The 12848-nt window shown below is 52.2% G+C and carries 10 protein-coding genes and 1 pseudogene; 3 read left to right on the forward strand and 8 right to left on the reverse strand.

Annotated elements, in window-relative coordinates; all coding sequences use genetic code 11:
- The first annotated feature begins 50 nt into the window (after positions 1 to 50).
- Positions 51 to 1361 (forward strand): MFS transporter, encoded by a 1311-nt coding sequence (locus BZK41_RS04155; protein WP_079937283.1) that lies wholly within the window; start codon positions 51 to 53, stop codon positions 1359 to 1361.
- 70 nt (positions 1362 to 1431) lie between these two features.
- On the opposite strand, the gene BZK41_RS04160 is transcribed toward BZK41_RS04155, so the two are convergent.
- The 7 genes and pseudogenes from BZK41_RS04160 to BZK41_RS04195 all read right to left on the reverse strand — a co-directional run bounded on the left by BZK41_RS04160 (position 1432) and on the right by BZK41_RS04195 (position 8746).
- Positions 1432 to 2049 carry a glutathione S-transferase family protein gene (locus BZK41_RS04160; protein ID WP_079937284.1) on the reverse strand — a complete coding sequence of 206 codons (618 nt, stop codon included), beginning with the start codon at positions 2047 to 2049 and terminating at the stop codon, positions 1432 to 1434.
- An 80-nt stretch (positions 2050 to 2129) separates the two neighbouring features.
- The gene (locus BZK41_RS04165) at positions 2130 to 2903 is read right to left on the reverse strand and encodes an amino acid ABC transporter ATP-binding protein (RefSeq protein ID WP_079937285.1); all 774 of its coding nucleotides are present in this window, start codon (positions 2901 to 2903) and stop codon (positions 2130 to 2132) included.
- On the reverse strand, positions 2887 to 3813 hold the full coding sequence (locus tag BZK41_RS04170; protein WP_079937286.1) for an amino acid ABC transporter permease: 927 nt from the start codon (positions 3811 to 3813) through the stop codon (positions 2887 to 2889). The genes BZK41_RS04165 and BZK41_RS04170 overlap by 17 nt, the downstream gene beginning before the upstream one ends.
- A gap of 9 nt (positions 3814 to 3822) precedes the next feature.
- Positions 3823 to 4332, reverse strand: a complete 510-nt coding sequence (locus BZK41_RS04175) for a GNAT family N-acetyltransferase (RefSeq protein ID WP_079937287.1) — start codon at positions 4330 to 4332, stop codon at positions 3823 to 3825.
- Between the two features lie 10 nt (positions 4333 to 4342).
- Positions 4343 to 6601 (reverse strand): annotated as a pseudogene (locus BZK41_RS27220) (NtaA/DmoA family FMN-dependent monooxygenase).
- A 25-nt stretch (positions 6602 to 6626) separates the two neighbouring features.
- On the reverse strand, positions 6627 to 7748 hold the full coding sequence (locus BZK41_RS04190; RefSeq protein ID WP_079937289.1) for an amidohydrolase: 1122 nt from the start codon (positions 7746 to 7748) through the stop codon (positions 6627 to 6629).
- Positions 7748 to 8746, reverse strand: coding sequence for an MsnO8 family LLM class oxidoreductase (locus BZK41_RS04195; protein ID WP_079937290.1), 999 nt, complete (start codon positions 8744 to 8746; stop codon positions 7748 to 7750). The genes BZK41_RS04190 and BZK41_RS04195 overlap by 1 nt, the downstream gene beginning before the upstream one ends.
- 515 nt (positions 8747 to 9261) lie before the next feature.
- Between BZK41_RS04195 and BZK41_RS04200 the strand changes: the two genes are divergently transcribed.
- Together BZK41_RS04200 and ansP are read left to right on the forward strand one after the other, a co-directional pair.
- A complete protein-coding gene (locus tag BZK41_RS04200; protein WP_079937291.1) occupies positions 9262 to 10803 on the forward strand; it encodes a PAS domain-containing methyl-accepting chemotaxis protein in 1542 nt (513 codons plus the stop codon).
- A gap of 280 nt (positions 10804 to 11083) precedes the next feature.
- Positions 11084 to 12526, forward strand: a complete 1443-nt coding sequence (gene ansP, locus BZK41_RS04205; RefSeq protein ID WP_079937292.1) for an L-asparagine permease — start codon at positions 11084 to 11086, stop codon at positions 12524 to 12526.
- Between the two features lie 41 nt (positions 12527 to 12567).
- Here ansP and BZK41_RS04210 read toward each other — a convergent pair whose 3' ends face one another.
- The gene (locus tag BZK41_RS04210) at positions 12568 to 12789 is read right to left on the reverse strand and encodes a YgdI/YgdR family lipoprotein (RefSeq protein ID WP_003020157.1); all 222 of its coding nucleotides are present in this window, start codon (positions 12787 to 12789) and stop codon (positions 12568 to 12570) included.
- Positions 12790 to 12848 lie beyond the last annotated feature (59 nt).

Consider the following 12848-nt stretch of genomic DNA (forward strand, 5'->3'; position numbering starts at 1 on the left):
CGCCCTCCTCCCCTACAAAAACGCTCTCAACCTTATGAAAGGAGTGGGTGATGAACACAATAATAAAGCGCACAAAAGTGCGTTACGGCATTCTGATATTTCTGTTTCTTGCTACCGTATTTAATTACGCCGATCGCGCGACGTTATCCGTCGTGGCGCCGATTATGAGCAAAGAATTAGGTTTTGATCCTGAAGCAATGGGGCTGGCCTTCTCTGCTTTCGGTATTTCTTATGTCATTATGCAACTGCCCGGCGGCTGGCTGCTGGATCGCTATGGTTCTCGTCTGGTATACGGCTGCGCCCTGATTGGCTGGTCGCTGGTGACTATGTTTCAGGGCACCATTTATCTGTACGCCAGCCCGCTTGTCGTATTGATTATCTTACGACTACTGATGGGGGCGATTGAAGCACCGGCCTTTCCAGCCAACAGCCGATTAAGCGTGCAGTGGTTTCCTAATAACGAACGTGGCTTTGTTACCTCTGTCTATCAGGCCGCACAATATATCTCGTTAGGGATTATTACGCCGTTAATGACGATTATTTTGCATAATCTAAGTTGGCACTTTGTTTTTTATTACATTGGGGCGATTGGCGTTATTCTTGGCATTTTCTGGCTGGTGAAGGTCAGAGACCCTATGCATCACCCGAAGGTAAACCAGCAGGAAATTGACTATATCAGGGAAGGCGGTGGCGAACCGTCGCTGGGTAATAAAAAAGAGCCACAGAAGATTACCTTTACGCAAATTAAAAGCGTCTGCGTCAACCGCATGATGATTGGCGTATATATCGGACAGTTCTGCGTAACATCTATTACCTGGTTCTTCCTGACCTGGTTCCCTACCTATTTGTATCAGGCGAAAGGCATGTCGATCCTCAAAGTGGGGTTTGTCGCCAGTATCCCTGCCATTGCCGGTTTTATCGGTGGATTATTAGGCGGCGTTTTCTCCGACTGGCTTTTAAAACGCGGCTACAGCCTGACGATTGCCCGTAAGCTGCCGGTTATCTGCGGAATGTTACTTTCCTGCGTCATCGTTATCGCCAACTACACTTCGTCAGAATTTGTGGTGATCGCCGCGATGAGTCTGGCATTTTTCGCCAAAGGCTTTGGCAATCTGGGATGGTGCGTACTTAGCGATACCTCGCCAAAAGAGGTGCTCGGCATTGCAGGTGGCGTATTCAATATGTGCGGCAATATGGCCAGTATCATCACGCCACTGGTGATCGGCGTCATTCTGGCGAATACCCAGTCATTTGATTACGCCATTCTGTACGTCGGTTCGATGGGGCTGATTGGCCTGATCTCTTATCTGTTTATCGTGGGTCCATTGGATCGTATTACGCTGACCCCTTCCGTCGCGTAATTTAAAACTTATGGCGATAGTTCGCCCGCTGTTCCGGGATTTGCACTCCTGCGGAACAGCGTTTTTTTATTCAAATAATCTTATTGCTTTTCAGTACAGTACGCAGCCTCGGATGCTGACAAACCGCATCGGCGATAGCGCTAATATTCGGGGTGTTGTCCTGAAACCAGTCATGCCCTGGCCCCCAGGTGCGCATAACGGCAATATAAACGTCCAGCAGTGTTAGCTGATCCCCGAATGCGTACGGCTCGGCGCTTAGCTGGTCGTTCAGCCATATATAGAGGGATTTACGGTACTCAATGCAGTTCTTTTTCAACTGCGCCGGGGCGTCCGGTACCCATCGGTTAGGATAATCGGCATAGGTAAACGTGGGATAGACATTTGCCACCAACCATATCAGCAGACGCTGAAACTGCTGGCGCTCAGGGTGTCCAACGGGTGGCGAAAGTTCAGGGCGACGATCGAGTATCATCAGGGCGATCGCCGCCGTTTCCGTCATCACGCTGCCATTTTCCAGTACCAGCGTGGGCACCTGGCATAGCGGATTCATTGTTTTAAGCAACTCTCGCGCAGGACTATCGCTGTCAAAACCGTCCACATCAATAAAGCTGTAAGGGATATCCGCCAGCGTGAGCATCACTTCACTGATGGCCGATCCCCAGCCCGGCACCCCATAGACCTTAATCATGCTGCAACCCCAAAGTTAAAACCCTAAGTGTAGAGCAGCATTCGACGACCTATGCAGACATGTCCATCTTTCCCTGAAACTCACAGCACTTTTGACAAAAACTGCTGGGTGCGCGTGTGGCGTGGATGATTCAATACCTGCTCGCTGCTGCCCTGCTCGACGATTTTTCCATCGACCATAAACACCACCTGATCCGCCACTTCCCGGGCGAAGCCAATCTCATGCGTTACCACAACCAGCGTGGTTCCCGACCTCGCCAGTGCTTTAATGACATCCAGTACTTCACCGACCAGTTCAGGATCCAGCGCAGATGTAGGCTCATCGAACAACATGACGCGCGGATTTAGCGCCAGCGCACGGGCAATGGCGATACGCTGCTGCTGACCGCCGGATAAGTGACGCGACCAGGCATCGGCTTTATTACGCAACCCAACTGCATCAAGCAGAGTTAATGCTCGCTCGGTGGCGGCTTTACGCGATGCCAGTCCGTGCGCAATGGGCGCTTCAATCAGGTTCTCCAGTACCGTTAAGTGCGGGAACAGATAAAAGTTCTGGAACACATAGCCAACGTTAACGCGCTGGCGCAAAATTTCCGCCTCTTTCAACTCATACAGCTTGTCTCCCTGCCGACGATAGCCAATGTAATCGCCATCGATTTGAATAAACCCCTCATCGACGCGTTCCAGATGGTTGATGGTTCGCAGGAGTGTTGATTTCCCTGAACCGGACGGCCCAAGAATGACCGTTACCGTGCCGGGGGGGATCTCCAGCGACACATTATCCAGCGCTTTGTGGCGACCAAAGTATTTGCTGACACCGGTAATAGAAATATGGCCTTCAGGCGAGTGGGACATGGACGGCCTCCTGCTGTGGACGTTGACGACTGCGTTTTTCTGCACGACTCACTCGGGCTGTGTTGATCGCTGAACGTCGTTCGCTGCGTGCCAGCGCGCGTTCAACCAGGTGCTGAATTAACGACAGGACGCTGGTGATCACCAGATACCACACCGCACCCACCATCAGCAGCGGGATCACTTCCTGCGTGCGGTTATAGATCATCTGGATGGTGTAGAACAGCTCCGGCATTGCCAGCACATATACCATCGCCGTCCCTTTCGCCAGGCTGATGATTTCATTGAATCCAGCAGGCAAAATGGTGCGCAGCGCCTGTGGCAGAATAATCCGCAGCGTACGTCGCCCTGCCGGTAAGCCCAGCGCTGCCGCTGCCTCGTACTGACCGTGATCGACCCCTAAAAATCCACCGCGAATAATTTCAGCGGTATAGGCGCTTTGCACCAGCGTCAGGCCAACCACCGCAGTGGAAAACTGACCGAGCACATTGATGGTCTCAAAACTGCCCCACTGAATGGGAGTGAACGGAATACCAATCGTCAACGTGTCGTACAGATAGGAGAAGTTGTATAAAACGATCAGCACCACAATCAGCGGTAACGAACGAAACAGCCAAATATATCCCCATGCCAGACCGTTCAACAGCCAGGAAGATGAAAGCCGCGCCAGCGCCAGCAGACCGCCAATGAAAATACTCAACAGCGTCCCAATAAGCGTCAGTAACAGCGTTTGCCCGAGGCCGGACAAGATAACCGGATCAAAGAACCAGCGGGCAAACACGCCCCATTCCCAGCGCGGATTAAACGCTACGGACTGGAGAATCACCGCCAGGGCAAACAAAGCAATGACCGCGCCTACGGTGCGCATGGGGTAACGTGCCGGTACGACTTTAATGCTATCTGTCGTTTTCATCTTCTCTCCTCAGGCGATTCTGGCCTGACCGGCAATAGTCAGCAGTTTGGTAAAGCGCAGCCGACCATCAAACGGCGGCAGGCTGTACTCTTCGGGATCGCGCGTCGTATCAAATTGCGGATCGTAGCCCTGGCTTAAATAAAGTCTGACGGCCTCCGGCTGGCGAAATCCCGTGGTCAGATAAATCCGGCTGTAGCCTGCGAGCAGCGCTCTACGTTCCAGCTCCTGCACCACGCGCGCCGCCAGCCCCTGCTGACGCAGGCTGCTTTTTGTCCAGATACGCTTAATCTCGGCGGTGTCCTTGTCGTAAGGTTTGTAAGCCCCGGTGGCGATAATTTCGCCGCGGCGCTCCAGTACCACAAAAAGTCCCTGCGGCGCCAGATACCATTCGGTCAGTTCCACTTCAGCGTCGCGAGAAAAGTAATCGCCATAGCGGGCAGCATACTCACCGAACAGACCGTTCAAAATAGGCTGCAGCTCGATAGCTTCAGGTGAGAGCACGCGAAATTGATCGCTCACGATGACCTCCTTAGTCGCCTAAACCGGCCGGGTTGATTTCAGATTGTGGAATGCGTTCCACCCCTTCACCCCAGCGATTCAGCACCTTGTCATAGTCGCCGTTGCCAATCACGCCGTTGAGGGCGGTTTGTACCGGCAGAACCAGACCGCTGTCTTTTTTCAGCGTCACAGCGATGTGTGCCGCTTTTGGCCAGCCGCCATCAACGCTACCCACTAATTGCGTTTTACCGTTGAGTGCAGCTTTCCACGCGCCGATTACATTAGGACCGAAGTAGGCATCGGCGCGGCCTGACTGTAGGGCCAGGGTTTGCGCGGCATCATCTTTGGTATACACCGGCGTAAACGGCTGTAGCCCTTTCTTCACGTTCTCATCGTTCCAGGCCAGCAGGATGGCTTCCTGGTTAGTCCCCGAACCGACGATAATGCGCAGTCCGGCGATATCTTCCGCCTGCTCGATTTTCTTCAGCTTGCTGCCGGTTTTGACATAAAAGCCAAGAGAGTCTTTCCGGTACGTCGCGAAATCGAATTTCTCTTTGCGTGCTTTGGTGACGGTAATATTGCTGATCGCGGCATCGTATTTGCCGGAAGTGACGCCCAGCGGCCAGTCTTCCCATGACGTAGGTACAACGTTGAGTTCCAGTCCCAGGCTGTCCGCCACCAGACGCGCGATGTCCGCCTCGCTGCCGATCAACGTCTTATTGTCATCGGCAAAGACGGTCAGCGGTGGCTGGCTGAGCCCGGCAATCGCCACGGTGAATTTACCCGGTACGGCCAGGTGCAGGTTTGCGGGCAACTGCGCAATCGCCTGCGGATTCTTTGCCGTATTGATCGGCGCTTTATTGGCTTCCAGGCTTACGCCGGTGCCGTTAATCGTCACCTCATTTGCCCAAACGGTCGCGCTGAAAGCCAGTGACAGCGCGAGAAATACTGATTTTTTCTGCATAGCGTTTTTCTCTTATTGTGTGAATTGATTTGCAGGTGTCGCTAATCCCAGGCTTGCGCGCAGGGTCGTACCGGGATATTCATGGCGGAACAGGCCGCGCGTCTGAAGCACAGGGACAACCTGTTCGACAAAACGCGGGAAGGTATCAGGCGTACCTCCCTGGATGATAAAACCGTCTGCGGCTTTTTCGTCGAACCACTGCTGCAGGCCGTCGGCAACCTGTTGTGGCGTGCCGCTGAAACGCGGACGTGGACTGGCCGCTTCCAGAGCGACCTGACGAAGTGTTAAGCCTCGCTCACGCGCGTTGCGCTTGATCTCATCAGTCGTACTGCGAAAGCTGTTTTGTCCGAGGGAACCCAGATCCGGGAACGGTGCGTCCAGCGGATATTGGGCAAAATCATGATGTTCAAAGTAGCGGCCAAGATAGTTCAGCGCGTCAGTAACGGAGACCAGCGCAGCGGTAGTCTGATACTGCTGCTCCACGTCCTCTGCGCTGTCGCCAACAATAACGCTGACACCCTGGAATATATGCAGTTGATCGGGATGTCGTCCGGCGATTTCCAGCTGGCTTTTTACATCCTGATAGAACGCTTTAGCCTCTGCCAGCGACTCCTGATGGGTAAAAATGGCATCAGCATGCTGCGCCGCTAATTTTTTGCCATCTGCTGAAGCTCCCGCCTGAAATATAATCGGACGGCCTTGTGGCGTACGCCCAATATTTAACGGCCCGGCAACCTGGAAATAATCACCATGATGGTTAAGCGTATGCAGTTTTTGCGGATTAAAAAATTCCCCGCTTGTTTTATTACGGGTAAAAGCATCGTCTTCCCAGGAATCCCACAGCCCTTTCACTACCTGTAAATATTCATCAGCAATACGATAACGCTGGGCATGCTCTGGATGCTGAGCGCGAGAATAGTTTTTTGCCGATCCTTCCAAAGGCGACGTAACCACGTTCCACCCGGCGCGCCCCTGGCTGAGATGGTCCAGGCTAGCGAACTGCCGTGCGGTCGTAAACGGCTCGCTGTATGATGTGGACACTGTGCCAACCAGTCCCAGATTCTGAGTGATACTGGCCAGAGCAGATAATACCGTCAGCGGCTCAAAACGATTTAAAAAGTGCGGGATTGATTTTTCATTAATATACAGACCATCGGCGACAAAAATAAAATCCAGCTTCCCTTTTTCCGCAATAAGCGCCGTCTCTTTGACAAAATCAAAATTAATACTGGCATCGGCCTGAGCCGCCGGATGACGCCATGCGGACATATTTCCCGATGCGCCATGCAGAATCGTGCCGAGCCGTAGTTGTCGATTTTCAGCCATAATAACCCCTACCCAACAGGTAAACTTAAAGGTGTGCGAATGCCGTTTTTGCTAACTGCGCAAAGTAATGCGCGGCAGGTTCAATTAAACGCTCGTCCGGATTGAACCCCGGGTGATGTAATCCGTATTCACTGGCGCTGCCAATACTGACAAATGCGCCGGGCGTATTTTGCAGGTAGACGGCAAAATCCTCCCCGCCCATATGCAGGTCGGCATGGTGGGTGGTATAGCCTGACTGTTTCGCCACTGCGGTGGCAATATCGGCCCAACGATCGTCATTTACCAACGCGGTTGGTCCCGCATGCCAGATTACGTCGATTTGTGCGCCAAAGGCGTGGGCAAATCCGGCGGCGATGTCATTAACCCGAGCCTTAACCTGCTGCTGTACCTGAGTCCGGTGCGTTCTGAGCGTCCCTTCCAGCTCTACGGATTCTGGCAGTACATTCCAGGTATTTCCTCCATGAATACGGGTCACGCTGAGCACGACTGAATCCAGCGTGTTAACGTCGCGGCTGGCAACGCTTTGCAGCACTGTTACCAGTTGGCTGGCAAGCAGGATGGCATCCTTACCTTCATGAGGACGCGCTGCATGTGCGCCCTTGCCATTTATGCGCAGCACGAAGCGATCAACATTGGCATAAAATGCGCCGCCACGTGTGGCAAATTCACCCACCGGAAAACCGGGCTCATTGTGCATACCGAAAATAGCCGCTACGTTTTGCAGCGCACCGGCGCGGATCAACGTTTTTGCGCCGCCGAAACTCTCTTCAGCTGGTTGAAATAAAATACGTACTCGCCCCGGTAAGGTTGTTTCCTGTTGTTTTAGCAGCAGTGCTGCACCAAGCATGACGCTGGTATGGACGTCATGCCCGCAGGCATGCATCACGCCCGGCGTGAGGGAGCGAAACGGAACGTCGGCGCTTTCTTCTATCGGTAGCGCGTCGATATCCGCCCGCAGCGCAATGACATCTTCTCCCTGGCCGATTTCCGCGACCAGACCGGTTTTCAGTTCGAACGGCAGAATGTCGACGTCCGCGGCGTGCAACCAGGCGTGAATGCGCGCCGTGGTTGCTTCCTCCTGCAGAGAAAGCTCCGGATGCTGATGTAGTTCACGACGCCAGTCGATAAGCGTTGAGCCGAGAGTCATCAGAGCACCTCCACGGCGTTATGGGCTTGCGCCAACAAACGCAGCGATGTCAGACGCGCATGCCCTTCCGTCACTGGCGTGTCAATAATGAACTCGTCAATGCCAAATTGCGTATGCAGAGCATTTAGCTTTGCTATCACCTCCTGAGCGGTGCCGTATAACAACGCCTGCTCACGGCGCGCAATTTTGCGTGGTGGGCTGCCCGCCTGAGCGGCAAACGCCAGCGCCTGTTCTTCGCTGGCTACCGTGACACGTTGACCATCTTCCAGCTCCACGCCCCAGATTTGTACGTTTTCCGCCAGTCGTGCTGCGGTGTCGTAACCGTCAGCCGCAATCACCTGGACGGCGACTATCGTCGGGCGTGCACTGTGGGTCTGCCAGAAAGACAAAACGTCACGCAATAACGTTTTGTCACCGTTGAGATGCGCTGCGAAGATGAAATCCCAGTCGGATTGCGCTGCTAACTGCGCGCTTTGTACACTGGCTCCCAGTACAAACTTTTCCGGTGGTATCGGTGGAATTGGCGTCGGGAATACCGTTTCCCCGCTTTCAGTTCCGCTCAGCGCCAGCCAATCGTTAAGCTGAGAAAGCTGGTCGGCAAAACTACCTTTTTCTTCCTGATGCAGTCCATGCTGTAACGCCTGGGTCGACAGCGGTAAGCCGCCAGGAGCTTTCCCTACGCCGAGATCGACACGTCCAGGGGCCAGCGATGCCAGAAGATTGAAGTTTTCCGCCACTTTGTACGGGCTGTAATGTTGCAGCATCACGCCGCCGGAACCTACGCGGATATGCTGGGTTTGCCCGAGGATCCAGGCGATCACCAGCTCCGGCGATGGGCTGGCCAGCTGTGGCGTATTATGGTGTTCCGCGATCCAGAAACGATGGTACCCCCACTCTTCTGCCAGTTGCGCCAGGCGCAACGTCCGTGAAAGCGCGGTCGCGGCAGTTTCACCTTCCCCGATGGGGCTTTTATCCAGAATACTCAGGCGATATGACATGTTACGAGCCTATGTTTGTTAACATGTCTTCATTATTAATTTATCAAATAGCCATACTGAAACATTTAATTCACATTTGTTCAGCTAAAAAGTAGATAACAAACCCTGTCGCTGTCAGGGTTAAAATTTGGATCGTCCAGTACTGGTCGTAACGCTAAACTGAAAAACACCCGCAATTAATAGCCTACAAAATATAATAGGGTCGTTGCTATCACGGTAATAACATTAAAATCATTTCATGCCAGTTTTCTTTTTACGAAAAGGTTTTTTAACGCGATTTACGTTAAGTCAGTTTAAACAACTTGTAACGTTATGCGCTTGTGTTAATTGTTTCACTTTTATGACGCAGGGTGAATGATTTACATAGAAATTTTTATTTTAACTACTTCCACAGAAATGATGATTAGTAGAGAATGCACGTTTCTTATTAAAACGGTTTAAAACAGCTTTCTAATATCCCCCTATTTTATTGCGGGGATTTTTGTATGGATTATACATAGCACCATGGGATCTCTATGAAAAGTAACATGCCCGTTACACAAATTGAGCACGCACTTAACGATAAAGCGACGCTGCTTTCTACGACGGATAAAGAAAGTCATATTACCTACGCCAACTCCGCGTTTATTGATGCCAGCGGATTTAACGAACAGCAATTAATGGGCGAACCGCATAATATTATTCGCCATCCCGATATGCCTCCCGCGGCGTTCGCCGATATGTGGTACACGCTACAGCAGGGAGACAGCTGGACGGGGATGGTGAAAAATCGTCGGCAGAATGGCGACCATTACTGGGTTCGCGCCAACGTTACGCCGGTCTGGCACAATGAAAAACTCACCGGCTACATCTCGGTGCGTACCGTTCCTTCGCGCGATGAAATAACTCAAAGCGAAAGCCTATATCATAAAATTAATAATCAGCAGCTTAAAGGATTTCGACTTTTTAAAGGCATTGTCATTCGTCGCGGAATATTGTCATGGGCATCAATGTTTAAATGGCTGAGCATTAGCCAGCGCGTCAATTATTCTTTAGGGGTAATCGCCCTGCTCGCTGTTCTATTTCTCTTCGCTCCTGTTAATCCATTTATTCAGGCGGGAGGGTTGCTGTTCTTATTTCTGATGCTTGCTATTTACCTTAAGTATCAAATTTGTCAGCCAGTTAATACGCTACTGACGCAAATGAAGAAAGTGGTATCCGGGAGAAAACCTGATAACTGTCATTTAAATCGGGTAGATGAAATCGGAATGCTGATGCGTCTGGTTAATCAGTCCGGGCTTAATCTGAATTCACTGGTCGATGATGTCAGTACGCAAATATCCGGTATTCGCGCCATCAGTCAGCGGGTATCAAAAGAAGGTACGGCACTGCACAAGCGTTCAGAAGAAACCTCCGCCGACCTGCAGCAAACCGCTGCCGCCATTGAAGAAATTGGTAGCGCAGTACAGCAAACTGCTGAGACTGCGGCACATACTATGACCATGGCCGATAAAACCAGCGCCAATGCGGCAGAAGGCGGCGACATTATGAAACAAACTATCGCCATGATGCAGGCGATATCGCGTGACAACGGGCAGATCGTCGACATCATCGGCGTTATCGACAGTATCGCTTTCCAGACCAATATTCTGGCGCTCAATGCCGCGGTTGAGGCCGCGCGAGCCGGGGAGTCCGGGCGTGGTTTTGCCGTTGTAGCGGCAGAGGTTCGTAATCTGGCGCAGCACTCGGCGTCTGCAGCAAAAGAGATCAAACAGCTGATTGAGAAGAATGTCGCCAACGTGAATAGCGGCGTCAAAATGGTGGAGCAAACGGAGACGCATCTTACCGGGATGATTGGCGATGTCCTGCAGATGTCGATGATGATCAAAGATATTAGTCTGGCGACGCGTGAGCAAACCCAGGCGCTGGATCTGATTAACGATTCGATTTCCCGCGTTGGCACCATGACACACAATAACGCCGAGATGGTGGAGCGTGTCACCGATGCTACCGCCGATCTGACTCAACGTTCATCGCGCTTACAGCAGGCCGTTCAGGTCTTTGGCGTATCAGCATAACCTTACGGCGCTTATCGGGTGAATGTCTCGATAAGCGCACTCCTCTCCACGTATTTATGCCCTTCTCTTTTACTGGCTGAATCGAGGCCACACCGCGCCAGTGCTGGCTGTACAAAAATGCTGAATTCTTGTTATCGGGGCTTTGCGGAACCGAACAATTGAATGTAGGATGCTCGGCCGGCAGTTTTCCCCCGTAACACAATGAAGGGTAAGGCTGTTTTCGCCGCAGCAGGTGCGGCAAAAAGGATTTTGTATTTTTGTCAGGTCAACAGGAAAAGTAATGAACACAAACAACACGCAAGCCGCGGAACAACATGCGGCGAAACGACGCTGGTTGAATGCCCACGAAGAGGGGTATCACAAAGCAATGGGAAACCGACAGGTACAGATGATCGCCATTGGCGGCGCAATTGGTACCGGGTTGTTTTTAGGAGCTGGCGCACGCTTGCAGATGGCGGGTCCTGCTTTGGCGCTGGTTTATCTGGTGTGCGGTATTTTTTCGTTCTTTATACTGCGTGCGCTTGGTGAACTGGTTTTACATCGCCCTTCCAGCGGCAGTTTTGTCTCCTACGCCCGTGAATTTTTAGGTGAGAAAGCCGCCTATGTTGCTGGCTGGATGTACTTCATCAACTGGGCGATGACCGGCATTGTCGATATCACCGCGGTGGCGTTGTATATGCATTACTGGGGCGCATTTGGTGATGTACCGCAGTGGGTGTTCGCCCTCGGCGCGCTGGCTATTGTCGGCACCATGAACATGATCGGCGTGAAGTGGTTCGCGGAGATGGAGTTTTGGTTTGCGCTGGTCAAAGTGCTGGCGATTGTGATTTTCCTGGTGGTGGGTACCGTCTTTTTAGGCACTGGAAAGCCGCTGGATGGTAACACCACCGGTTTCCATCTGATCACCGACAACGGTGGATTCTTCCCACATGGCCTGCTGCCCGCGCTGGTACTGGTTCAGGGGGTAGTTTTCGCATTTGCCTCCATTGAACTGGTGGGCACCGCTGCTGGAGAATGCAAAGATCCACAAACCATGGTGCCGAAAGCGATCAATAGCGTTATCTGGCGTATTGGTCTGTTCTATGTGGGTTCTGTGGTGCTGCTGGTTCTGTTACTGCCGTGGAATGCCTATCAGGCGGGGCAAAGCCCGTTTGTTACCTTCTTCTCCAAACTGGGCGTGCCGTATATCGGCAGTATCATGAATATTGTGGTGCTCACCGCGGCGCTTTCCAGCCTCAACTCTGGACTGTACTGCACCGGACGTATTTTACGTTCCATGTCGATGGGCGGATCGGCGCCGAAATTCATGGCTAAAATGAGCCGTCAACAGGTACCCTGGGCTGGGATCCTCGCCACGCTGGTCGTCTATGTCGTCGGGGTATTTCTGAACTATCTGGTGCCGTCACAGGTGTTTGAGATCGTGTTGAACTTCGCGTCGTTGGGCATTATTGCGTCGTGGGGCTTTATCATGGTCTGTCAGATGCGTCTGCGCCGGGCCATAAAAGAAGGTAAAACGGCAGACGTCAGCTTTAAACTGCCGGGCGCTCCGTTTACCTCGTGGCTGACCCTACTGTTCCTGCTGAGCGTACTGGTGCTGATGGCGTTTGACTATCCAAACGGCACCTACACCATCGCGTCATTACCGTTGATTGCCATCCTGCTGGTTGCAGGCTGGTTCGGCGTGCGTAAACGCGTCGCGGAAATCCACCGCACCGCGCCATAATGGCTGAAGGCCTGACAGGTTAACCCTTCAGGCCTTCATTTTTAGTTCGCTTCAATCAACTGCGCTACATCGTTGCTGTTAATTTCCCGCGCATTTCCATCCTGATCGGTATAACTGGTCATTCCCGTATCTTTATCCAGTTTTGGCTTACCCTGGGTAGTAATGGTTTGTCCGCTTTTGGTCGTCATGACGTAATCGGTGGTACATCCTGCCAGGGTAAACAGCATTACGCCTGCACACAGACAGATAAATGGCTTTTTCATGGTATTCCCGTGTTATTCAGTTAGCCGTTGAGGGCGTAGTGTAAGTCCCTGAAGTGGGT

It is taken from the genome of Citrobacter sp. A316 (assembly GCF_002042945.1).
Lineage (GTDB): Bacteria > Pseudomonadota > Gammaproteobacteria > Enterobacterales > Enterobacteriaceae > Citrobacter > Citrobacter portucalensis.

Excerpts from the sequence above, each read along its gene's own strand:
- BZK41_RS04155 (WP_079937283.1), top strand. The coding sequence starts at position 51 with ATGAACACAATAATAAAGCGCACAAAAGTGCGTTACGGCATTCTGATA.
- BZK41_RS04160 (WP_079937284.1), bottom strand. The coding sequence starts at position 2,049 with ATGATTAAGGTCTATGGGGTGCCGGGCTGGGGATCGGCCATCAGTGAA.
- BZK41_RS04165 (WP_079937285.1), bottom strand. The coding sequence starts at position 2,903 with ATGTCCCACTCGCCTGAAGGCCATATTTCTATTACCGGTGTCAGCAAA.
- BZK41_RS04170 (WP_079937286.1), bottom strand. The coding sequence starts at position 3,813 with ATGAAAACGACAGATAGCATTAAAGTCGTACCGGCACGTTACCCCATG.
- BZK41_RS04190 (WP_079937289.1), bottom strand. The coding sequence starts at position 7,748 with ATGACTCTCGGCTCAACGCTTATCGACTGGCGTCGTGAACTACATCAG.
- BZK41_RS04195 (WP_079937290.1), bottom strand. The coding sequence starts at position 8,746 with ATGTCATATCGCCTGAGTATTCTGGATAAAAGCCCCATCGGGGAAGGT.
- BZK41_RS04200 (WP_079937291.1), top strand. The coding sequence starts at position 9,262 with ATGAAAAGTAACATGCCCGTTACACAAATTGAGCACGCACTTAACGAT.
- ansP (WP_079937292.1), top strand. The coding sequence starts at position 11,084 with ATGAACACAAACAACACGCAAGCCGCGGAACAACATGCGGCGAAACGA.
- BZK41_RS04210 (WP_003020157.1), bottom strand. The coding sequence starts at position 12,789 with ATGAAAAAGCCATTTATCTGTCTGTGTGCAGGCGTAATGCTGTTTACC.